This is a genomic window from Nostoc sp. FACHB-888 (assembly GCF_014696655.1).
GTDB lineage: Bacteria > Cyanobacteriota > Cyanobacteriia > Cyanobacteriales > Nostocaceae > Nostoc.
Map to the genome: position 1 here is coordinate 17,640 of NZ_JACJQM010000037.1, position 21,964 is coordinate 39,603.

Below are 21,964 nucleotides of genomic sequence, written 5' to 3' on the forward strand. Positions count from 1 at the left end.
GCGCCATTACCTAATCAATTTGAATCGAAGTTGGCGCACTTCCGGTTGGTGGAGTAGTACTGATTAATGGTTTACGGAATTGGGCATAAAGGCGATCGCGCCAGGTAAAGAATGGTTCATAATTTATATTCTCTGCAAAGATTGGTAATCCTTTACCTCTGAGAGAAGCTGGTAAATCTAGATAGGGACCAGAGGGGAACTTGAGCAATATCGATAAGCCAGCTACTGCTAAGTCAGCTAAAGTCGGTTCATCTCCAGTTAAATAAGGACTATCTGCCAATAATAACGTTACTGCTTCCAAGTCTTGTTTTAAGGATGCGATCGCTGACTGAATAACATCAGGGCTATAACCTACTCCAAAACCGAACATTGTCAGTAAATCAGTGGGTACTCCTCCAACCAAACTTTTAAATATATCTGGTGTTGAGGTAGGTAATAAAGATTTACGGAAATTTTGGTCTTGACTTATGGCAGCAAATAGTGCTTTGCGACCTTTGATGCCTATGGATTCATCAGCCCATTCTTCTATTAATAAAGTTAAACCCCGTTTTTTGGGATCTTGCGGTATTATTGGGCGATCGGGATACTCTAAGTCTAAATACTTAGCTATTTCCGTAGAATCCACAATATACTTGTTCCGATCCTTTAATACCGGAACTTGTCTTTGACCAGTCAGCCGGAACAGTTCTACTTGTCCAATCCCAGGCGTAACTTCTATTTTGCGATAATCTAGTCCTTTAAAATCTAGAATTAGGCGTACTTTCTCTGAGTACTGAGATAGTTCCCATTGGTATAATTCCAGCATCTTGTATACCTTGTAACTAGTCAACTTCTTAACTTTACAATTGTATCTTTAGTTAAGGTAATTTTTCTTTACATTAGTTGTTTGTAGTTAATCTAATTGACATTAAAATTGAACTTATATATGATTTTTGGCAAAATTATCGATTAAAAAAATATTATTTTCTGAGTGATTAAAATATCAAATAATTAAATAATTGAGCCTACATAAACAAATTTAACCGCTCAGTCCTGAGCATTCAGTAGTTACTCTAATTTCTCTAACTGTTAGCCTACGTAATAAATTTAGTTATTTACTTTCTGGAGTTTTCCTGAGTACTAAATTGGTAATTTTGTCATTATACGACCCGATGCGTTGACTGTCGATACCAATTCTGTATGAAGATGCCCATAATCAGTCCTCCCTTGACAAGGGCAGGGCTGTTTCATTCCCTAAAGAGCTTTAAAAATCAAGGGTTCTAGCAATTAAAAATTGGTTATTTTGTTACCAGCGTGCCGAGGAAATAAACTATTTTACTGATATTTAAGTGATTAAATGTTCATCTCATCGTCACGCTTACTTACAATTTTCTCGCTAACCATCTTGACAAATCCTGTTTGAAATGGAATGAAACAGCCCTGCTTGACAAGGGGGGACGGCGTAGCCGGGGGATAAATATATGCAGTTTCACAAAGAGACGGTATGACGATTAACAGTTAACAGTCAACGCGAAATACCATCCCCTTTTAGGGGTGAGATGAGCTTAACAAAGCTTGTTGTAACTCATAACTTGTAAATATATTTTTCGATTTTCTAAGAGTTTACGCTACACCAAGCCAGGCTTTTTAACTCCTTTTGGTGTAATGGAGAAAATTTACTCAATTTACATGAAATATATGCTAAGTATATTTGATCCTTGTTAAGCCTGAATCGAGGTTAGATATTTAACCTCATAAACACAAACTCATCGGATGAATAATTTTACTTTCCTCTTCGGTTAGATTTTGTGCATAGCAAAATGTTATAAATCTTTATGTAATGTGTGGACAAAAAGACAAACAAAATTTATGAAGACAAATTACAGCAAATTGCTGACCACGTTGGCAGGCATAGCAGGATTTACAAGTTTCAGCCTTCTCATTACTTTACCATCCGATGCGAAATCCGCACTAAATCCTAACCCCAGTATTTTCAAAGAAGCCCCTTATAATCAGGGTCAACGCCTTCAAGCAAACGCTTCCCTAATAGAAAAAAGCAATACCAAGGGTCAACAAGTAGCGCAGCAGAGTAGTGGAACGCTAAATCCCAGACCAAGTATTTTCAATGAGCCTCCCTATAACCGTGGTGGTAGTGTTACACCTAGTGAACCAACACCCGGCACTCCGGGAACTCAACCTACCCAGACACTTCCTACAACTCCATCAACCCCAGGTTCAACCGACACTCAAGGTAAAAACTTATTAGGGTTGGCAGAGTCAAACGCTTCTTTTACCACCTTAACTAAGGCTTTGAAAGCAGCAGGATTGACTGGAGCTTTACAAGGCAAAGATAACTTAACTATTTTTGCACCCACTGATGCAGCTTTTGCTAAGTTGCCACCAGATGCTTTGCAAGAATTGCTAAAACCAGACAACAAAGAAGTATTGCTCAAGATTTTGACTTACCATGTAGTACCTGGTAAGGTATTGTCCACTGATTTGAAGTCAGGCGAAGTTAAAAGCCTTGAAGGCGGCGCAATCAACGTTAAAGTTGATCCTGCTACTGGTGTAACTATCAACGATGCTAGGGTGACACAGGCAGATATCACAGCCAGCAATGGTGTAATCCACGCAATTGATCAAGTGATTTTACCTCCTGACTTGTAGTTTTTCGGTATCAGTACAACCTGTAGCGGACTAGGTTGGCATAAAATATTAATAGTAAAAAATTCCGTTCAGATGTTATTTTGGACGGTTTTTTTGTAATAAAGTGAGTTAAATTAGCAACCCCGCCTACGAATTAGAGCAGATTGATATTAAGTTCGGCTAATCACTTTTCATTAAAATCTCTTTGCGTGCCCTTGCTCTCGCCTCAGCCTAAATAATAAGTCTTTATATGACGCATACCAGACAGAAACAATTCATGTATTGTTAAAGTAATCTCAACAGGAAATGGAGAAAGTTATGACAACCGTAACCCAAATGAAATGCGCCTGTCCGACTTGCCTATGTATCGTTTCACTTGAGGATGCTATTAAAGAAGACGGCAAACACTATTGCTCCCAAGGGTGTGCTGAAGGTCATAAAACTATTAAAGGCTGTAGTCACGGAGGCTGTGGCTGTTAATATCTAGAGTGCATTAGCTGAAAGCGTAACGCACCATTCAAGGTGCGTACTTTCAGCTAACACAACGCCAGTTGCTATAGCAAAGAATCAAGCTAAACCTCGGGTAGAGAAGGGAAGAGAAGTTTTGAGCAGAGGAAGCCTCGGCTCGCAGTTCTCTAGTCAACGCATTGGCTCCCCTACTTTTACTAAGTTCGTATTACAGACTAGACATTACATCCCGTGCAACGGCTAAAGTTTGCTCAATATCTTCTTCAGTGTGAGCAAAAGACGTAAACCCAGCTTCAAATTGAGAAGGTGCTAAGTAAATGCCACGCTCTAACATACCCCGATGGAAGCGTCCGAATTTAGCTGTATCAGACTTTTTCGCGTCTTCGTAGTTATTAACTGGGCCAGAGGTAAAGAATAATCCAAACATCGCGCTGATTTGACCACCGCAAGCCGCATGACCAGTTTCTTTGGCAATTTGCAGCAAACCATCTGCTAGCTTTTTAGTAATCCGGTCAAGATACTCATAAGTACCTGGCTTTTGCAGCAATTCTAAAGTCTTAATACCAGCAGTCATCGCCAAAGGATTACCAGAAAGAGTCCCAGCTTGATATACGGGGCCTGCGGGCGCAACCATTGACATAATATCTCGGCGACCGCCATAAGCTCCTACTGGCAAACCACCACCAATCACCTTACCCAAGGTCGTTAAATCGGGAGTCACACCAAATTTTTCTTGAGCGCCACCGTAAGCAATGCGGAAGCCTGTCATCACCTCGTCAAATACCAATAACGCTCCATGCTCGTGAGTCAGTTCCCGTAATCCTTCTAAAAATCCAGCGTCAGGTACAATAAACCCAGCATTGCCGACAACTGGCTCAAGAATGACACCAGCAATCTCGTCGCGGTTTTCTTCAAACAAGGCTTTGACGGATTCTAGGTCATTGAAAGGCGCGGTTAGAGTGGCGCTAGTTGCCGCTTTGGGAACTCCTGGTGAGTCTGGCAAGCCAAGTGTGGCAACACCAGAGCCTGCTTTCACTAGAAACGTATCGGCGTGTCCGTGGTAGCAGCCTTCAAACTTGATAATTTTATCTCGTTTTGTGAAAGCCCGCATCAGCCGCAAAACTCCCATACAGGCTTCAGTTCCAGAGTTGACAAATCTGACCATTTCAATGCTAGGAACGGCATCAATAACCATTTCTGCCAAAACATTTTCTAATACTGAGGGAGCGCCGAAACTCGTGCCTTTTTCTAAAGCTTCATGCAAGGCTGCAATTACTTCTGGATGAGCATGACCGCAAATAGCTGGGCCCCAAGTACCTACATAGTCTATGTATTGATTGCCATCTACATCCCAAATATATGCGCCTTTTACACGATCAAAAACGATGGGTTGTCCACCCACAGATTTAAAGGCACGAACCGGAGAACTGACTCCTCCGGGCATGAGGTTTTGAGCAGCAGCGAAGACTTCTTGTGATTTTGTTGTTTTAATTGTGGTATTTACCAAGGTTCTCTCCTAACAGTGGGCAATAAAAAGCTCTATCTTAGGATAGTGTCAAAAATTACTTAGAATTTCTATCCTATATAAATAGCTGAACCAAAAAATAATAATATGTTATACAACTCGAATAAAGACTTGCCTCTAGATATTCAAACTCGATTATCTGAAGCATACCAGGATCTTTACCGAGCAGCTTTTAATTCGGCGATCCATTGGTATGGTGAAGCCTCAAAAGCTCACAAAGTCGCTTTGAGTGCTGTAAAGATGCAGTCTGCTATGGAACGGAATGTTCTTGTTTAGAGGTAAATAAGATAGTTAAATTCAAAAAATATGCCAGCGGCCCTATTCAGAATGGTATCGTGAATCCATGAATTATTCTTATTAGAGCAAACTAGCTGGTATGTCTTCTAACGATTCACGCTCACTGCATTACGCCATCCCTGTTGAGGAAATTCGCTACGATGAACGGGGTTTAGTGCCTGCAATAGTCCAAGATTATTTGGATGGTACTGTCCTAATGATGGCGTGGATGAATCAGGAGTCATTACAAAAAACTTTAGAAACTGAAGAAACTTGGTTTTGGAGCCGTTCCCGGCAAAAGTTTTGGCACAAGGGGGCGACTTCTGGGCATATTCAAAAAGTGCAGAGTATCCGTTATGACTGTGATAGTGATGCGCTACTCATAGGTGTAGAGCAATTAGGAGATATTGCCTGTCACACTGGAGAACGTAGTTGCTTTCACCAAATAGAAGGAAAAATTGCCCCACCACCAGGGGATACATTGTCGCAATTGTTTCAAATAATATGCGATCGCCGCGATAATCCGACAGAAAGCTCCTACACCTGTAAACTATTCGCAGGTGGCGATAATAAAATTTTGAAAAAGATTGGTGAGGAAACTGCCGAGGTGGTAATGGCTTTTAAGGATGATGAAGCAGATGCGATCGCAGGTGAAGTAGCCGATCTGCTATATCATACTTTGGTTGCCTTAGCTCATCATAAAGTTGATTTGAAATCTGTATATCGCAAGCTCCAAGAACGGCGGCAATAAAAACACTTGATTCACCAGCTTTGCCAATTGCCAGACTAAAATAGCGTTCCCTTTGTTATTGGCTATGACAGGTTAACTTAACCCTGTACCTAAAGGTTGAACCTCTCTGGCTAAACCAATATGTGCCAACGACAATGAGATATGATTAAACTTTACTCCAGCCAAAGCCCACTGAAGTTCAAGTGTCCCTACCCAGAAACGCGCCCTGTCGATGACATCCGGTAACAAAGGATAGTCGCTTTCCATACGGCGCACAATACTTTCTCCGTAATTACCAAGTTGCACGGCGATATCACAAGCTGCATCTCCCAAACCAGCCGTGCCAAAATCAATCAGACCACTAATACTTTCTGAGATCGGGTCAAACAGAATGTGATACACTGGCTTATCGCCGTCGATCAGTACGGGTGTATAGGTGAGGTCAAGTTCACCTGTAACTACGGGCGCAAAAAGTTCGTGTATCCAAGTTTGCTGATGACGCCATAGGTGAGGAAAAAGGGTTTCCTGAACTTGTTCATACAATTGTAACCAATCTTCACGAGAACGCTCTGCACCAGAAGAAGACACCCCAGCATTAACTAAAACTTCATTTGGAATGCTGTGCAATTGCTGATGAAATCTGGCTAATTGGGAGATGATATGCACTTGTGATACATCACTAAGTTTCAGCAAGGTGTTACGAGATAGCGGTTCACCTCTAATAAATCTGTAGCTAGCAAAACCTTCTTCCAGGTGTTCAAAGTGCGGAACTCGCAGTTCAACATAATTTTGCACTACTTCCAACACCTTAGCTTCATGAGAAAGCACCTGTTTTGCCCAGTCATCTTTGGCAAAGCGGCATACAAGCTCATGATTAACAATTACTATATCGTTAACCATTCCATCTTGATTAAAGTCAAGATGCTCAATTGAGATATTGGGATAGACAGTACGAATTTTTTCGAGATACGAGGAAGGAATATTCACAGTAAATCCTAACGCAATCACAACAAACAAAAAATCAAAAATTATCGGACTTTTAGCCCGATCGCAGCGACTTATAATGATTTGTTTGTTGTATCAACGTACCACTGTGATTTAACTCCCTAAAAAATTGTTAAATATAAGCATAATACCATTTTGGTAGTTAATCAGTCAAAATTCGATTGAGGTACTGTAAAATGGCTACAGCGATCGCCACACTCAAAATAAAGCCTAGCCATAAACTATTGGTAACAGTTTGTGGTTGGTCTAATGCCCAGCCACCCAAGGGATGACCAATAAAAGAGCCAACAGCCCAGCACAAAGCATTGATGGAGAAATAAACGCCGCGTTGATTTTCCGGGGCTAACTCAGTGACTAAAGAGGCAGCAGATGGGGTATAGGAGACAATCGCCACAGCAAATATTCCCAATGCCAAAACTACCCAAACTAGATGGTGAGATGGAGCTGTGCCGCTTACCCAAATCACAGCAAAACCAATTGCCCAGAAAATAGCGGAAACAGTGAGCGCCAGTGTGTGTGAGCAGCGTTTTAAAATGCTGGTGACAGGCAACTGACAAATAATTGCGAACACCAGATGCCAAGCAAATAGTCCGCTAATGGTAGTTTCAGTAAATCCCTTGGCAGTACTTTCTACAAAGACAAAGTTTTTGAAGTAAAGCGGCAGGGTGCTGTGGATTTGAGAAATATAAATTGTGAAAAATATATTAACTGCTACGTACACCAGGAAACGCCTATCGCTTAATACTGCTATCCAAGAAGCAATATATGCTGTCTTTTCAGATTCCTTTATCTGCTGTTGTTCGGTTTTACTAATTCCCACATAGACAACTCCAAAAAATACGAGAAAGGAGATGGCATCAATGACAAATAGCCACCGATAACTTCCAATTATCGCAATCAAAAACCCAGCAAGCACAATTCCGATCGCTAACCCAAGATTATCAGCTAGTCGGGCGATTGCAAAAGTTTCGCGGCGATTGTCAATTTGGCTAGCATCAGCAACAACAGATTCAGCCGCCGGCCAATAGAAACCTATCCCTAAGCCGCTAATCAAGCTACCAATTACCAAAATAGTAAAATTATTGGTTGCAGCTAACACTAGAGAACCACTTGCTGAAATCGCCGTGGCAAGCAACAAAGTGCGGCGGCGACCCCAATGTTCAGAATCAGCCAAAGAACCACCTACAATCCTCCCCACAATGCCGGAAATCGAGGCGCTACCGAAGGCTACCCCAACACTGGTTGCAGATAAACCGAGTTGATTGACAAAAAAGATCGGGGCGTAAAACAAGGTAAAGCCTGTGCCGACTTCCGAAAGAAATCTACCAATTGCGAAAATCCAGACTTGGGGATGTATTGAGGGCAGCCACGATGATACAGGAGATTGAGAAGCTAATTTCATGAGGTTAAATGTCATGACTTGATGACATTTTTGTAATTCTTATTATTGGCTGCTATTTTCCTGACTCATTCCACAGGGTTTCCACAGGGATTTTAGCAGTTTTCCACAGACGCTCTACGAGCTAATGAGCTTCTTACTCTCTTGTTGGGGATTATTGATTAACAGTGGAAAGGAAGTTAATGGACTGAGTTCTTGTAAAGTAAAGTAACGAAAAATAGCATCAAACACTGATTATTCCGTTCGCATTTATTTTTTATACACTCGTTTTTAACATTTCGCAGCATTGACAAACCCACCCCCTCTTGGCGCACAATGATTCGGCTTGCTTTTGTAGTTCGTTCAACCGTTGGCATCAAATGTGTAAAATATATTACCAACAGATGTGGGCGCAGATTGGCGGACTCGTGAAAGAGCGTGTGAAGTAGCTCTAAGCCGCTTTACCGCAAGCAACTTGTCCCTCTTGATTATCCTCATAGGAGGAAAATCTCATGAAATCAACGGTTAGCATCTTTACAGAAATTCCCGAAACACTCCACGAATCCTTAAAAAACTACTTAGAAACCCATCCCGATTGGGATGAAAATAGGGTATTAACGGCGGCACTATCATTGTTTTTACTCCAAAATGGAGATAGCGATCGCCGCGCTGCCCGAGTCTATCTAGAGACTTTGTTCCACCACTCCACAGTAAAAATGCCCAGCATTGATTCACCCGCAACAGCTAATCTACTAGACACCCCATAGGTACTGGTATGAACGGCGTTACTTTGGATCATGCCTTAATATGGGCACGGCAAACCGTGCCCCATCAATGGAATTTTGATCTAAAGTGATCGGCCATATCGGGGCAATATTACAACAAAAAAGATCAGTAAATTCTGATCCTTAAAAAGGTTTCAATAATTTTTCTTGTTGCCAAAACTAGTTGGTAATAGCGCAAGATTTAGAATTGAGGCAAAATTTGAATATATTGGCTAACCGTTAATACTTGTTGTATAACGGTTTTCTTTTGGATACAAATACCAAACACGTTCATAGAGGCGCACAGATATACGCCTCTATGAACTCCAACCTAAGCAGCGTTGTATTTAACAAAATAGTCTGATGCAAAAATATTTTCCAGCGAACTCTCTCCCCTGTCCACTGACTTAAAAGGATAAATATCTCAAATAACTGCTTGGTCTGTATTTGAGGAAAATTTATCTATTTTAATTGTCTTAATTTGTCTTTTACTAAAGCCAAATAAATTCACTGATGGCTCCCCCAAGAGTCAATAGTCAAGAGTTAAAAAACTCTAGACTATAAACTTAGGATTTGGCTTCCAATTGCTGGGGGTGAGCAGGAGATTCAAACTTATACCCTACGCCACGTACAGTTTGAATTAATGCTGGCTGACTAGCATCAATTTCAATCTTCTTGCGGATTTGACCGATATGGACATCTACAACCCGTTGGTCGCCGACATATTCATAGTCCCATACCTCTTGGATTAGCTCCGCACGCCGCCAAACTCGACCTGGATGACTGGCTAAAAAATGCAACAAATCAAATTCCAGAGCAGTTAAAGGTACTGATTGGTTATTAAGTGCCACCTCCCGTCGCACTGGATCAATCATCAGTTTTTCAAATACCAAGCGTTTCTGCTCGGCAGTAGTGATCACTCGTTGACGCCTTAAAATAGCTCCGACTCTGACTTCTAACTCTCCCAGCCCAAAAGGCTTGGTGAGATAGTCATCAGCACCTTTAGCAAAGCCGCGAATTTTGTCAGCTTCGTCAGCACGGCTAGTCAACATCAGAACAAAAACACCATTACGACTTTGCATCTCTTGGCAGAGGTTAAACCCAGTTACATCTGGTAAATTCACATCTAGAATTACCAAATCAGGGTTAAATTGCTCAAATAGAGTTAAGGCTGTCTTTCCATCTTCGGCAGCCTCTACCTGATAGTTCTGCTTAATCAGAAAGCGTTGGATTAAATTCCGAACTGCAGGATCGTCGTCAACTACAAGAATCTTGGCAGGAGCCATGACCATTTCTTTGCACAAAAATTCGTAAGATTAACATGAGGGTTGCGTAAAAACGCAGTTGCCACTTAGGGACTAACTAAGAATCTACATGGCTACGGTATAAGATTCCTGATTATTCCAAAATAAATACTCTAATCAGGATTGTGGGAAACGAGAACGCTAAACTTATGTTAGCCATAGTATATAGGCGCTCTGACTTTAGCCGCAATAGTTCTTGACACCAAGACACGTTCTTGATCCCAGTTAGGTGGTAACTTAAAACGTTTCAATTTTAAATCGATATGCGGATATATACCACAAGCGATTATTCAGTATAATTAAAAAAAACTCTATTAGGGCACAGTAAGTTGCCAAATTTGAAACAGTAAAGTTGATTTTTTCATAAAAACTATGTGTTTTCAGTACTCCCTGGTCAAATTCTAGATTAGAGCCAGAATTAAGCAACGACATGAGGGTATACACGGAGTTCTGGCGATATGTTAAAGTTACTATAGTTGAAATTACAAAGTCGATTAAACTAAGCCGTGCTACTATCCTGTTAGGGCACAAAATAGGTCGAAACTTTAGTTTCGATTAAAATAAAACCTAAAGCTGTTTTTTATTTGACAAAAGACTGCCGCTGACTGAGGCTGAAGTAACAAACTCCCATGAGCGATCAAAATCCCTACGAAAAACTTGGGGTATCAGAAGAAGCTACCTTCGATGAAATTCAGGATGCTCGTAATCGCCTATTCGAGCAACATAATGGTGATGCCAAGCATTTAGAAGTAATTGAAGCGGCTTACGATGCGATTTTAATGGATCGCTTACGGATGCGCCAGGAAGGTAAAATTAAAGTCCCTGAACGTATCCGGTTTCCAGAGTTGCGAGTGCAATCGCTTCCTAAAGAAAGTCCAACCCCTCGTGAGCAGTCACCTGCATGGCTGCAACGGATGCTGGATAAGCCTTCACCTGCCGATATACTATTACCAGGAGCTTGGTTTCTTGGTTTGAGTTCTATCAGTGTGTTTTACCCAGAGGGAGGCGATCAGGTTTTGCAGTTAGCATTGGTAGTTGGGGTAGGCACCAGTATTTACTTCCTTAATCGCAAGGAAAACAAATTTGGCCGAGCAGTTTTGTTCACCCTGGTCAGTTTAATCATTGGGTTAATTGCTGGGGGACTAGTTGCTAGCTGGCTCTTACCACAAATATCGTTTCTCAATTTGTCATCGAATCAGTTTTCTAGTGTACTAACGTTTATATTGTTGTGGTTGGTTAGTAGTTTTCTACGGTAAACCCTGCCCGCAACTAAGTTTCTATAAAAGAAGACATGGTTTATGTGTGTTCTTCTTAAAATTTGAGAGTCAGGAGTCAGAATAGTTATTCTGGCTCCTATTTTAATTGGCAGCCCGAATACCGATTAATTCAATTTGTTGCAGCTAGAAAGCTTTTCTAGACAAATTGTTTAGGTTTTAAGACTAAATCTACAGCAGTGCTGAAATCCTTAACGATTAAATCGGGGTGGTAAAGTTCCAATTGGGTGCGATCGCGGATGCCAGATTCCACAGCCATCACCTTAATCCCATAATTTTTAGCTGCGGTGATGTCGGCTTCCGTATCTCCCACCATCCAGGTATCAGTAGCCGGGGGCAGTTCTTTTAATGCCCTAGCCATCAACAAGGGCTTATCTTCAATATCACGAGTTTTGACGTAGTCATTACTCAAGCAATAACAACGGTTTTCTGGGAAAAATCTTCCTAAATCGTGTTTTTTGAAGGCATAATCTAGTTCCTCAACTCGGCGCATGGTCATTACTGCCAAATCAATTCCAGCTTGTTGAATTTTTAACAGTGCATCCACAGCACCAGGCGCGAGGGTGTCATAGTCAAAGTAGGGTTCTGTATGCACAGTTTGCCGCCGCAACTGGGCAAATTCTTGGGCTTGGGCTTCGTCTAACCCAGAATTCAAGGCAATTTGTTTTTCGGGAACGCGCGATCGCTTTAACTGCCAAAATTCCGCTTTCGGAAGTTCTTGCACTACTTGATCTGGGCGGCGAGTTTTCTCTAAACAGAATTGATAAGCACGGTAGTACCGATCGGAAACATCAATAATTGGGCCGTCGAAGTCAGTAATAAGTCTTAGCATCGGCGGTAAAAGTTAATTTTTATTAAGTTTATCTCAGATGTATGGCTATTTTTTGAGAGATAAATTTAGTATCAGCATTTTATTGCAGCGTACCGCGTTTGATTTGTTCGCTTTCAATAGCTTCAAATAAGGCGCGAAAGTTACCTTCACCAAAACCTTGAGCTTGGTAACGGCGTTCAATAAACTCAAAGAAAAATGTTGGCTGTTCAAAAATCGGCTGTGTGAAAATTTGCAGTAGTAGCGGTGCGGCGTGTGATGACTCTACGGGACTATATTCTTGCCAGTCTACGAGAATTTCTTGTTGAGCGATCGCTTCTAGTTCTAAAAGTGATAAAGGCAGTCTTGGACGCTGTTTTAGCTGCGAGTAATAGCTTTGGGGAACTGAGAGTAAGGATAAACCACTGGCACGGAATTTAGCGATCGCACTTACAAGATTAGTCGTTCGTAAGGCAATATGTTGAATTCCCGGCCCGCGATTGACATCTAAAAATTCCTGAATTTGGGAATTTTTGGAAGCTGGTTCATTAATTGGCAATTGGACACTGCCATTGTGCGAAACCATCACTTGACTGTGTAAAGCAGAACGATTGGTTTTAATTTTAAAAGCTTGCTGGGGCTGAAAATCTAGGATATTTTCATACCAAGCCACAGCATTTTCCAATTCACCAACTGCCACGTTTAACACTATGTGATCAATGGCGGTAAAAGTGTTGTCATTTGTCATTTGTCTTTTGTCATTGGTGTTAGTTACAAATGACGACGGACAAATGACCAATGACCTTTCGATTAATGTATGAGTTAGTCCACCCCAGGCGGCAATTTTGCCACACTTGAGGAATGCTGTACCCACCTGGCGTTCTTGGGTAGGTTGGAGGATTGTAGCACCGTGTTTTTGAGCTAGTGCGATCGCGCTTTCTACATCTTCTACAGCAAAAGCGACATCTGCCACACCAGGTGGATATTGACGCAAAAACTCAGCTACTGGACTTGTAGGTAACAGTGGTGAAGACAGAAAAAAGCAAACAGCACCACTTTTCACCACTTCTGTACAAGTGTGAAATGAACTAATGCGATCGGTTACTGGTTGAAAACCAAGATGGTGTACAAACCAATCCCGCCATACTTTCGCGTCTTCTACATAGAAATGAACGTGATCAATTTTCATAGATACTGAAAATCCAGCATAACAGCTTATATCTCTGTAAATTTTGCCTTTTTTGCTAAATTTTCAGGTCTTTCCCAGGCAAGAGATATGTAGGCTGACTCCCACTTTAAAAAAACAAATGACTATCAGGCTGAATGTTAATTTCCATTGGCACAGCTTGCGGTTCAGCAGAAAGGGCAAAGAAAATCGCATTGGCAGCAGTTTCAGCACTAAGCATTTTTTTCCGGTCTACTTTTAGGTTGACGTTATCCTAGAAAGGAGAATCTACCCCACCAAAGTAGAATAGCGTGAACTTGATACCAAAACGCTTGAGTTCCTCTGCCATGCATTTGCTGAAACCGACAACACCAAACTTAGAAGCAGAATAAGCTGCTGCCATTCCCATCGAATGCTTGCCCAGAATTCCAACCACGTTACAGATGTGACCAGACTTGCGTTTTTGCATCTCTTCAGCAGCCGCTTGAGTGGTGTAAAAGCTGCCTTTCAAGTTGACATCTAACATCTTGTCTAAATCAGCAGGTTCCAGGCTGTTGTAAGGCTTGAGTATACCGACACCGGCGGCATTTACTAAAATATCGATTTGACCAAACTCAGCGATCGTCTTTTCTATCAAAGTATCTACCTGTTGTGGGTCAGTAATATCGGTGGGAACGCTCAAAACTTGACCTGGTAAATCATTTGCCAATGTTGTTAAACGAACCGCATCTCTGGCAGCCAGTACCAACCGAACTCCAGTAGACGCAAGTTTGTGTGTTAACGCTGAACCAATACCACCAGTAGCACCGACAATAACAACGACTTTATACTGCATTATAATATTTACATTTCTTTATATCTTTTTACATAATACTGAATTACAAGCTCAGGTTGTACGTAAACATTCAGCAAGTATTTACTCGCAGAATAGTGCTGTTACCTCGTATTCTTTGCCATTCGGCTTTAATGTAAATGTGGGAGATGATTTTAGATATTTAAGAAAACTAGAACCTAAGTTTAATTTTTCAATAATTGAATTAGGAGATTCTCCGGTAATTTTCCGTATCTCTGTCCCTAATGTGGACACAGATAATTTATTTTTAGGAGACTTATTTTGTATATCTTGAATAATTTTCAATAATAATTTATCTAATATTTTTCCATTAGAGATTTCCGTCAAATTTTCTTGGTCTTTAATAGATTCAGTAAATGAGTTATCTACAACAGCTATTGATTTGTCTTTTTCTGGTTGATTTAAATTATGTTTAATATTAATCTCGCATCTTTCTTGAAATAAAGTTGCAACATCTACTAAAGTGTTTAATTTAGCATTGATTGATTCTTCTTCAGTTTTAATTAAATCTTGAAGTGAATCAATCACTTTTTCAAAAGATGTAACTTTTGTTGCCATTGGCAAAGAATAATGAGTTGATTTGCCAGTATTCCGGTTGTCTATATGCAAATTTTGTCCTTGTCTACGTACCCAATAGACAATTAATCCTTGATTTTGGAGTTCGTTACAAAGATGGTTTAAAATTCCATCGTTAGAACAGACAAATATTTCTTTCAGTGTTGGATAAGAGCGTAGCCCTGTCAAGGTGACAAATAGCCGGATAATTATCGGAGTGCGATCGCTGTCCAAATGAGCGGACACATGGATACTCAGTTGTTGCATCGGAGGAATATGAAAATGCTGGGTACAATTTTTGAGCGATTTGTCGAAGAAAGTCCGTTGAGTGTGATGATGCGAGGGCTTATGGAAAGAGTCCCTCAGTATGACCCTCGTCATCCACATATCTCGACTGCCAAGCTTTTAACCCAGACAAAAAAGTCACCTTGACAGGGCTAGATAAGAGCGTAATACACAAGCACCGAATGCAATCATTTTTGCATCAGCACTATTTTTACCTTCAGGGACATGGAGAAGTTGATAACCACGATTATATAGTTCAATATCTTGCTTCCCAATACTGGGATTTTTCCAGTTAGCAAATGCAATTTTACCTTGGAGTGAATATTCACAAATGCTGGCTAAAAATAATTCTGAATTAATATCTAATTTTAAGTTTTCTGCATCCAAAATCAGAAGAGATATTCCTGTTTCTAACTTATGGTTAATTTCATTGTTTTGCTGAATTTTCAAGAGTAATTGGCTGAATACAGAAGATTCTAACCAATCAGGCGATAATATCATTTGCAACAGTTCTTCAGCTAATTTAAAATTAAAAGAGCCAAGACCTTTCTCTGTGATTTTTTCTTCTGGCAGGTTTTTTACTAAAGAAAGTTCCGCCGCATCAGTCATAGATAGTTTAGTATGTCCATTGCTGTTAGCTAGCAAGTCCCCTTCCAGGGAATCAGGTAATGCAGTCTCAAGGAATTGTTTGCCACAATTTTTGCAGAGGTAATTCTGCTGGTCATTGCGACGACCATTTTTATAATATGAAGTAGATTCGCACAGAGGACATTTCATCTTATGATTCAGGTGGTCTAGGCAGATACTTTTCTTTAAGTATATAGTATAAAAAAAGACTGTCAATGTCAGTCTGCATTGCCCAACACAGGAAAAACTCAAAACAAGCGGAAATTAAATTTAATCCCTAATTTCCGCAAGACTATCTAGCAACCCTCTGAGTAGCTAGAATTTTAGAAACACTTCAACTAACGCGGGCAAAAACGTAGTCACGGGTGCGAGAATCCACAGGGTTAGTAAAGATTTTACTTGTAGTACCAAATTCAACCATTTGAGTAATACGATTTTCATTATTATGAAAAAAAGCCGTAAAATCAGATAGGCGAGTAACTTGCTGCATATTGTGAGTAACAATCACAATTGTCAACTCAGAGCGCAAGTTATGGATTAGATGCTCAACTTTCATGCTACCAACAGGATCAAGACCTGAACAAGGTTCATCCATCAACAAAACATTAGGTTTGACTGCTAAAGCACGAGCAATACATAATCTTTGTTGTTGACCACCAGAAAGTTCTAAAGCAGATTTGTGCAGCTTATTTTTGACTTCATCCCAAAGTTCGGCAGCTTTGATGGCAGATTCAACGATTCCATCTAATTCTACTTTCGGATGCCATCCAACTAATTTCACTCCATAAGCAACGTTATCGTAAACGCTCATGGGAAAAAGATTCGGCTTGGGAAAAACCATACTGACTTGGCGGCGTAAACGATTGATGTTGACACGACGCTCATAAATACTCTGCCCAAAAAATTCTACTTTTCCTTCAACCTTCACATCTCCTTCTAATTCACTCATGCGATTTAACGATTTAAGAAAAGTAGACTTGCCACAACCACTAGAACCAATAATTGCCGTGACTTGGTTTTGGTAAATATCCATTGACACGCCTTCAACTATCTTTTGAGCGTCGTAAGAGAAGCTGAAGTTTTTGACTCTGATGGCTGGAATTAGTTTACTCATATTCCTAAAACGTGTGAAACAAAACTTGATTCAGTAAAACAGTACAAATCAGCAACGCTGTTTCACTATGTTAATCTGAAAAGTAGATGTTCATATAAATTACATAGTTACGTAGTAGCCATGCAGCAAATAAACAGTTACTATATTTTTATATAAGGTTGTGTCCCAAAATTCATTTTTTACAACCTTTCTCTACTCATTTTACTTACATTGACTAATAACTTTGGATTAAGAGAGAAAGTAGAAAATTTTTTACCCTTACTTATCCTGTCTTTATGCCTTAAGCTTTCTGAACAAATTCATAAAAAGATTATCGGTAAAGATCAAGGGTATTTTAAAAAGCAAAGTTTTATCTCATTTTTGTAGTTGTTATATATACTTTGTAAGCCTGCTTTATTTGATCGTTACATTAGTATATCCTCATTAAAAACATTAGTTGTTAAAATCAATGCCTCACGACTCTTAAATCTATGTTTTAATCGCATTGGTACATTGTCATTTATAGTTTAGATTTAACTTTATAGAATTATTGAAAATATTTTAAAAAGAGCTAAGTGGATATTTTTATCGTTCAATATAGTTACTACAATATTAACTTTAGTATGTCGATAAGAATCTTGTATTTAGCTAGGATAACTTATTGAATTGAAGTTTTGTGCTTTTTTATTAAAAAGAATTGTATAACAATATGTAAAATTTAATAACTATTTATAGTTTTTGGAAGGTATGTCTGGGTTAAAGTAAGTCTCCGAACTGGCAAAATCTGATAGGTAAATACAGGTAAGGCAAACTTTCTCTACAGTGTACCAGTTTAAGGTAGGGAATATGGGTTGAAAATGCTTCTAGAGTTTATGTTTTAAGTTTTTGTTATATCTTCAACACTACAGACTCACTAAGAGGATGTTTGAAAAGTCCTCTTGTTGGTAGCAAAACGTTCTAGATCCCCCTAAATCCCCCTTAAAAAGGGGGACTTTAATTCCGGTTCCCCCCTTTTTAAGGGGGGTTAGGGGGGATCAACAAGCACCTAAAATTACAGCTAGCTACTTTTCAAACAACCTCTAAATACCTAAAAACTCTAATAATTATTAAATTTACTACAAAAATAAAAAATAAAGCGCTTGCTATCGACAAGCGCTTTTTCTCAACTTTTAAATGATTATCATTCTTAGCTAAACTTCTTCTATTTTCGCAAAACGCGTTGGCTTTGCCCGTCGTAGGCATCGCCTGAAGGAGTGACAAGCATCCGGGAAACCAGATATAGCAAGTTTTTTACTTTTATAGAAAATATTCTTATCCAAAACGACCATTCACATAGTCTGCTGTCTGTTGCTTTGAGGGGTGATTAAAAATCTTTTTTGTCTGATCAAATTCTATCAATTCACCTAAATACATAAACGCCGTGTAATCAGAAACACGAGCTGCCTGCTGCATATTGTGAGTCACAATCAAAATCGTCACCGTTTCTTTCAATTGATTAATTAACTCTTCAATGCTGGCGGTAGCTATCGGGTCTAAGGCTGATGTTGGCTCATCAAATAGAACAATTTCAGGGTCAGTCGCCAAAGCGCGGGCGATGCACAACCTCTGCTGTTGACCACCAGAAAGGTTAAAAGCTAAGTCATTTAGGCGATCTTTTACTTCATTCCACAAAGCTGCATCATGCAAAGCTTTCTCTACTTTCTCATCAAGGACTGCACGTTTTGATTCACCCCGTACCTTCAGACCATAAGCCACATTTTCATAAATTGACTTAGGAAAAGGATTGGGTCTTTGAAACACCATACTAATCCGCATCCGTACCTCAATTGGGTCAACTTTATTACCGAGGAGGTTTATCCCATCTGGTTTGAGGGTGATTTCCCCTTTATAGCTATTTCCGGGGTAGAGGTCGTGCATTCGATTAAAACAACGTAACAGGGTGGTTTTACCACATCCAGAAGGGCCAATCAGCGCCGTTACTTGTTTGTCACCCACTGACATATTAATGTCTTTGAGAGCGTGAACTGTTCCACCGTAGTAGAAATTCAAGTAATTAACCGAAGCTTTAATCGATTTTTCTAAGGTTGATGATGCAATTTCTACCATTTGATTTTTTTGCGTAAACGATAGCGGATATAAATTGCCACAGCGTTCATGGCCAAAGTAATGGCAATTAGAACAATACCTGCTGCTGCTGCGTTCACCTGAAACTCAGCTTGGGGACGAGATACCCAATCAAACATTTGAATGGGCATAACTGTGAACGGAGCAAGTAACCAAGATAAGGATATATAGGGAAACTGCTCAGTAATTGGTGGTTCTGGTAAGAAGGCTATAAAGGTAAGCGCACCAATGGTAATTAGAGGTGCAGTTTCACCAATAGCTCGTGCTAAGGCAACAATAATACCAGTGAGAATTGTGCCTGTTGAGTAAGGCAGAATATGATCCCAAATCATTTGCCACTTAGAAGCCCCTGCCGCATAAGCAGCTTCACGGATGCTATTTGGTATAGCACGCAGAGCCTCACGGGTAGAAACGATCACCACTGGTAAAACTAATAACGCCAAGGTAAACCCAGCAGTAATAATGCTTCGACCAAGGTTTAATCCATAAACAAACACACCCAAAGCCAAAAGTCCGTAAATAATCGAGGGAACGCCAGCTAAATTGGTGACATTAATTTCGATTAAATCAGACAACCAATTTTTTCGGGCATACTCTTCTAAGTAAATCCCTGAAGCTATACCCATCGGTATAGCTACTAAAGACGTTACAAACATAACCAAAAGCGTTCCCACCCAACCTGAGAGGATGCCCGCTTCTTCTGCCCTACGACTGGGAAACGAAGTCAAAAATTGCCATGAAAGACGTGGGAAACCATCGGTAATTAGATCCAATAATAGTGCCAGCAATGTGACAATGCCAATCAGCATTGACAACAGTCCTATAACGTTGAAAATATGTTGCGATCGCTTATTGCGGTTAATAGTCTTACGGACTTCTTGAATATTGAGAGTTGTCATATCAATAAATTTCTCGATAGCGCTTGATGAGAAAATAACCAATGATGTTGAAGACTAAAGTCATTAGCACTAACGTGAGTCCAACTGCAAAGATAGTCTGATATTCCAGGCTGCCATGAGGCAGGTCACCGAGACTTACCGATACAATGTAGGCTGTCATTGTAGCGGCTGGTTCCATCGGGTTAAGGGTCAGGTTTGGTTGGCCACCCGCAGCAATAGCTACTATCATCGTTTCACCGATCGCACGAGAAATTCCCAAAATGTAAGCGGCAGAAATACCAGAAATAGAAGCTGGTAATATAACTCGCAAAGCTGTCTGGAAGCGGGTAGCCCCCATTGCATAAGAAGCCTCGCGTAAATGTGCGGGTACTGTACGCATGGCATCTTCGCTCAGGGAACTGACATAAGGAATAATCATAATACCGATGACTAGCCCCGCACTTAACATATTAAAACCAGGTAAATCTGGCAGAATTACCTGCAATAGGGGTGTGATAAATAAGAGGGCAAAATAACCGTAAACTACTGTAGGGATACCCGCCAGCAATTCTAAAGCTGGCTTGACAATTTCCCGAACGATGGGTAAAGCAAATTCACTCAGGTAAATAGCAATAATCGTACCTAGCGGTACTGCTACTAATAAAGCAACTAATGTAGTAACTAATGTTCCTGTTACCAACGGTAAAATTCCGTAATGCTTATCGTCAAATAAAGGTGTCCACTGTGTATCTGTAAGGAATTCCCATAAAGATACTTTTTGAAAAAATATTATAGACTCGTAAACTAAAATACCGAGAATGGCTATTGTAGTTGCCACAGAAGAGAGTGCTGCTAGAAATAAGACAGACTCAATAGCCCGTTCTTGCAAATCACGCGCTAGCTTTCGAGAAATTTGAGTTTGTTTTGCACTACTCATGCTGAAATGCGATCGCTCCTGAGATGATGAATTTAAATAGACAAAGAGAGGTGGTACACCTCCCTTTGATAAATTGCAGATTTTGAACTAATTCAAAATTCACAATTAGGCTTATTCTCTAGCTTCACGGCTTAATAATTCTTCAATCTTCAGTCCAACTGATTCTTGACCACCAAAAATAGTGCCATATCTCTTCTTATTGAAGTGATTCTGAGCGGTAGTGTATGCTGATGCTGGCAGGGCAATGTATTTTACTTCTTGAGAAAATTTAGCTGCATTCTGCAAGTAAAATTGCACAAACTGCTTTACTTCTGGTTTGTCAATAGACTTGGAACTGACATAGATAAAAATGGGGCGAGATAGTGGATTGTAAGAGCCATTTTTAACTGTTGCTTCTGAGGGCAATACGCCGTTGATTGGCACTGCCTTCAATTTATTTTTGTTTTCTGCATAATAGGCATAACCGAAGTAACCAAGGGCGTTCTTATTACGGCTAACACCTTGTACAAGTACGTTGTCATCTTCGCTTGCAGTAAAGTCACCCCGGCTAGACTTCGATTTGCCAACAACAGCCTCAGTAAAGTAGTCGAAAGTTCCAGAGTTTGCACCAGGGCCAAACAATTTCAGAGGTGCATTGGGGAATCCATTACGAACCTGATTCCAGTTATTGACCTTACCTTGTGCTCCAGGCTCCCAAATTTTCTTCAATTCGGCAACTGTGAGATTTTTCGCCCAGGAGTTTTGGGGGTGAACTACTACTGTTAAAGCATCATAAGCTACTGGTAGTTCGACATAACGAATGCCAGCAGCTTTGCAAGCATCGATTTCTTTTTGTAGGATGGGACGAGATGCACCAGAGATATCTGTCTCGCCACGACAGAACTTTTTGAAGCCGCCGCCAGTACCAGAAACGCCTACTGTAACTCTAACTTTGCCTCTTTGCGCCTTTTGAAAGTCTTCTGCTGCTGCTTCCGTAATTGGGAAAACGGTGCTAGAACCATCAACCGTAACTGTGCTGACGCTTTGGGAATGAACCGCAGATATTGATATACCAAAGGAGGCGGCTACCAATGAGACTATACCTAATACTGTCAGGCTATTAAGCTTAAAGTTCATCTTGTTCATAAAAAGATTACTAGTTGATTGGACATTAAATTTCCGCTAATTCGCCTCAAAAAATAACTATTTTTCAAGTTAAAAATCTAGTGAATAACCCGGTTGTCCATAGTCAAGAATATAACCTTGGCAGTTAGTGAATAAGTTAATCAAAGGTTAATTAAAAGTTAATTA

General features: G+C 40.2%; 20 protein-coding genes and 2 pseudogenes. 7 read left to right on the forward strand and 15 right to left on the reverse strand.

All coding sequences use genetic code 11. The features are described from left to right. Positions 1-10 precede the first annotated feature (10 nt). Complete coding sequence (locus H6G26_RS21615; RefSeq protein WP_190731210.1) at positions 11-805, reverse strand: glutathione S-transferase family protein; 795 nt, start codon at positions 803-805, stop codon at positions 11-13. Between the two features lie 1,043 nt (positions 806-1,848). Here H6G26_RS21615 and H6G26_RS21620 point away from each other — a divergent pair. Both H6G26_RS21620 and H6G26_RS21625 read left to right on the forward strand, forming a co-directional pair. Further along, complete coding sequence (locus H6G26_RS21620; protein ID WP_190731211.1) at positions 1,849-2,646, forward strand: fasciclin domain-containing protein; 798 nt, start codon at positions 1,849-1,851, stop codon at positions 2,644-2,646. A gap of 297 nt (positions 2,647-2,943) precedes the next feature. Beyond that, on the forward strand, positions 2,944-3,105 hold the full coding sequence (locus tag H6G26_RS21625; RefSeq protein ID WP_100903011.1) for a metallothionein: 162 nt from the start codon (positions 2,944-2,946) through the stop codon (positions 3,103-3,105). A gap of 196 nt (positions 3,106-3,301) precedes the next feature. Here the strand turns inward: H6G26_RS21625 and hemL are convergent, their stop codons facing one another. Further along, a complete protein-coding gene (gene hemL / locus H6G26_RS21630) occupies positions 3,302-4,600 on the reverse strand; it encodes a glutamate-1-semialdehyde 2,1-aminomutase (RefSeq protein WP_190731212.1) in 1,299 nt (432 codons plus the stop codon). 105 nt (positions 4,601-4,705) lie between these two features. On the opposite strand from hemL, the gene H6G26_RS21635 reads away from it, so the two are divergent. Both H6G26_RS21635 and hisIE read left to right on the forward strand, forming a co-directional pair. Continuing rightward, entirely contained in the window at positions 4,706-4,894 is a 189-nt protein-coding gene (locus H6G26_RS21635; RefSeq protein WP_100899632.1) for a ChaB family protein, read from the forward strand. A gap of 100 nt (positions 4,895-4,994) precedes the next feature. Next, positions 4,995-5,645, forward strand: coding sequence for a bifunctional phosphoribosyl-AMP cyclohydrolase/phosphoribosyl-ATP diphosphatase HisIE (gene hisIE, locus H6G26_RS21640; RefSeq protein WP_190731213.1), 651 nt, complete (start codon positions 4,995-4,997; stop codon positions 5,643-5,645). A gap of 72 nt (positions 5,646-5,717) precedes the next feature. Here hisIE and H6G26_RS21645 read toward each other — a convergent pair whose 3' ends face one another. Continuing rightward, complete coding sequence (locus H6G26_RS21645) at positions 5,718-6,611, reverse strand: phosphotransferase (protein WP_347242491.1); 894 nt, start codon at positions 6,609-6,611, stop codon at positions 5,718-5,720. Between the two features lie 160 nt (positions 6,612-6,771). Then, complete coding sequence (locus tag H6G26_RS21650; protein WP_242053825.1) at positions 6,772-8,031, reverse strand: MFS transporter; 1,260 nt, start codon at positions 8,029-8,031, stop codon at positions 6,772-6,774. A gap of 488 nt (positions 8,032-8,519) precedes the next feature. On the opposite strand from H6G26_RS21650, the pseudogene H6G26_RS21655 reads away from it, so the two are divergent. After that, a pseudogene (locus tag H6G26_RS21655) lies at positions 8,520-8,711 on the forward strand (DUF2811 domain-containing protein); the annotation flags it as partial. A gap of 626 nt (positions 8,712-9,337) precedes the next feature. Here H6G26_RS21655 and H6G26_RS21660 read toward each other — a convergent pair. Beyond that, positions 9,338-10,057: a response regulator transcription factor gene (locus H6G26_RS21660; RefSeq protein ID WP_190731217.1), complete on the reverse strand. Its 720-nt coding sequence runs from the start codon at positions 10,055-10,057 to the stop codon at positions 9,338-9,340. 647 nt (positions 10,058-10,704) lie between these two features. Here H6G26_RS21660 and H6G26_RS21665 point away from each other — a divergent pair. Beyond that, entirely contained in the window at positions 10,705-11,331 is a 627-nt protein-coding gene (locus tag H6G26_RS21665) for a CPP1-like family protein (RefSeq protein ID WP_190731218.1), read from the forward strand. Between the two features lie 157 nt (positions 11,332-11,488). Here the strand turns inward: H6G26_RS21665 and H6G26_RS21670 are convergent, their stop codons facing one another. The 4 genes and pseudogenes from H6G26_RS21670 to H6G26_RS21685 all read right to left on the reverse strand — a co-directional run bounded on the left by H6G26_RS21670 (position 11,489) and on the right by H6G26_RS21685 (position 14,976). Next, complete coding sequence (locus H6G26_RS21670) at positions 11,489-12,181, reverse strand: HAD family hydrolase (protein WP_190731219.1); 693 nt, start codon at positions 12,179-12,181, stop codon at positions 11,489-11,491. Positions 12,182-12,260: 79 nt separating this feature from the next. Then, the gene (gene hppD, locus H6G26_RS21675) at positions 12,261-13,346 is read right to left on the reverse strand and encodes a 4-hydroxyphenylpyruvate dioxygenase (RefSeq protein ID WP_190731220.1); all 1,086 of its coding nucleotides are present in this window, start codon (positions 13,344-13,346) and stop codon (positions 12,261-12,263) included. Between the two features lie 106 nt (positions 13,347-13,452). After that, a pseudogene (locus H6G26_RS21680) lies at positions 13,453-14,157 on the reverse strand (SDR family oxidoreductase). Positions 14,158-14,238: 81 nt separating this feature from the next. Then, on the reverse strand, positions 14,239-14,976 hold the full coding sequence (locus tag H6G26_RS21685) for a hypothetical protein (protein ID WP_206757551.1): 738 nt from the start codon (positions 14,974-14,976) through the stop codon (positions 14,239-14,241). Between the two features lie 36 nt (positions 14,977-15,012). On the opposite strand from H6G26_RS21685, the gene H6G26_RS21690 reads away from it, so the two are divergent. Continuing rightward, positions 15,013-15,162: a hypothetical protein gene (locus tag H6G26_RS21690; RefSeq protein ID WP_190731222.1), complete on the forward strand. Its 150-nt coding sequence runs from the start codon at positions 15,013-15,015 to the stop codon at positions 15,160-15,162. On the opposite strand, the gene H6G26_RS21695 is transcribed toward H6G26_RS21690, so the two are convergent. From H6G26_RS21695 to H6G26_RS21720, 6 genes are all read right to left on the reverse strand, one after another. Next, the gene (locus tag H6G26_RS21695) at positions 15,154-15,624 is read right to left on the reverse strand and encodes a hypothetical protein (RefSeq protein ID WP_206757552.1); all 471 of its coding nucleotides are present in this window, start codon (positions 15,622-15,624) and stop codon (positions 15,154-15,156) included. The two genes, H6G26_RS21690 and H6G26_RS21695, sit on opposite strands and share 9 nt — an antisense overlap. 352 nt (positions 15,625-15,976) lie before the next feature. Then, positions 15,977-16,756, reverse strand: coding sequence for a phosphate ABC transporter ATP-binding protein (locus H6G26_RS21700; RefSeq protein ID WP_190731224.1), 780 nt, complete (start codon positions 16,754-16,756; stop codon positions 15,977-15,979). 1,290 nt (positions 16,757-18,046) lie between these two features. Further along, positions 18,047-18,841 (reverse strand): phosphate ABC transporter ATP-binding protein PstB, encoded by a 795-nt coding sequence (gene pstB / locus H6G26_RS21705; RefSeq protein WP_190731225.1) that lies wholly within the window; start codon positions 18,839-18,841, stop codon positions 18,047-18,049. Then, the gene (gene pstA / locus H6G26_RS21710; RefSeq protein WP_190731226.1) at positions 18,835-19,758 is read right to left on the reverse strand and encodes a phosphate ABC transporter permease PstA; all 924 of its coding nucleotides are present in this window, start codon (positions 19,756-19,758) and stop codon (positions 18,835-18,837) included. The genes pstB and pstA overlap by 7 nt, the downstream gene beginning before the upstream one ends. A gap of 1 nt (position 19,759) precedes the next feature. Then, positions 19,760-20,674, reverse strand: a complete 915-nt coding sequence (gene pstC / locus H6G26_RS21715; RefSeq protein WP_190731227.1) for a phosphate ABC transporter permease subunit PstC — start codon at positions 20,672-20,674, stop codon at positions 19,760-19,762. A gap of 111 nt (positions 20,675-20,785) precedes the next feature. Next, a complete protein-coding gene (locus tag H6G26_RS21720) occupies positions 20,786-21,799 on the reverse strand; it encodes a PstS family phosphate ABC transporter substrate-binding protein (protein WP_190731228.1) in 1,014 nt (337 codons plus the stop codon). Between the last annotated feature and the right edge of the window lie 165 nt (positions 21,800-21,964).

What these genes read in the sequence shown, in the direction of transcription:
- H6G26_RS21660 (WP_190731217.1), bottom strand. Translation starts at nt 10,057, where the DNA reads ATGGCTCCTGCCAAGATTCTTGTAGTTGACGACGATCCTGCAGTTCGG.
- H6G26_RS21615 (WP_190731210.1), bottom strand. Translation starts at nt 805, where the DNA reads ATGCTGGAATTATACCAATGGGAACTATCTCAGTACTCAGAGAAAGTA.
- pstC (WP_190731227.1), bottom strand. Translation starts at nt 20,674, where the DNA reads ATGAGTAGTGCAAAACAAACTCAAATTTCTCGAAAGCTAGCGCGTGAT.
- H6G26_RS21700 (WP_190731224.1), bottom strand. Translation starts at nt 16,756, where the DNA reads ATGAGTAAACTAATTCCAGCCATCAGAGTCAAAAACTTCAGCTTCTCT.
- H6G26_RS21695 (WP_206757552.1), bottom strand. Translation starts at nt 15,624, where the DNA reads ATGACTGATGCGGCGGAACTTTCTTTAGTAAAAAACCTGCCAGAAGAA.
- H6G26_RS21625 (WP_100903011.1), top strand. Translation starts at nt 2,944, where the DNA reads ATGACAACCGTAACCCAAATGAAATGCGCCTGTCCGACTTGCCTATGT.
- hppD (WP_190731220.1), bottom strand. Translation starts at nt 13,346, where the DNA reads ATGAAAATTGATCACGTTCATTTCTATGTAGAAGACGCGAAAGTATGG.
- H6G26_RS21670 (WP_190731219.1), bottom strand. Translation starts at nt 12,181, where the DNA reads ATGCTAAGACTTATTACTGACTTCGACGGCCCAATTATTGATGTTTCC.
- H6G26_RS21665 (WP_190731218.1), top strand. Translation starts at nt 10,705, where the DNA reads ATGAGCGATCAAAATCCCTACGAAAAACTTGGGGTATCAGAAGAAGCT.
- H6G26_RS21620 (WP_190731211.1), top strand. Translation starts at nt 1,849, where the DNA reads ATGAAGACAAATTACAGCAAATTGCTGACCACGTTGGCAGGCATAGCA.
- H6G26_RS21690 (WP_190731222.1), top strand. Translation starts at nt 15,013, where the DNA reads ATGCTGGGTACAATTTTTGAGCGATTTGTCGAAGAAAGTCCGTTGAGT.
- pstA (WP_190731226.1), bottom strand. Translation starts at nt 19,758, where the DNA reads ATGACAACTCTCAATATTCAAGAAGTCCGTAAGACTATTAACCGCAAT.
- H6G26_RS21635 (WP_100899632.1), top strand. Translation starts at nt 4,706, where the DNA reads ATGTTATACAACTCGAATAAAGACTTGCCTCTAGATATTCAAACTCGA.
- H6G26_RS21650 (WP_242053825.1), bottom strand. Translation starts at nt 8,031, where the DNA reads ATGAAATTAGCTTCTCAATCTCCTGTATCATCGTGGCTGCCCTCAATA.
- pstB (WP_190731225.1), bottom strand. Translation starts at nt 18,841, where the DNA reads ATGGTAGAAATTGCATCATCAACCTTAGAAAAATCGATTAAAGCTTCG.
- H6G26_RS21720 (WP_190731228.1), bottom strand. Translation starts at nt 21,799, where the DNA reads ATGAACAAGATGAACTTTAAGCTTAATAGCCTGACAGTATTAGGTATA.
- hisIE (WP_190731213.1), top strand. Translation starts at nt 4,995, where the DNA reads ATGTCTTCTAACGATTCACGCTCACTGCATTACGCCATCCCTGTTGAG.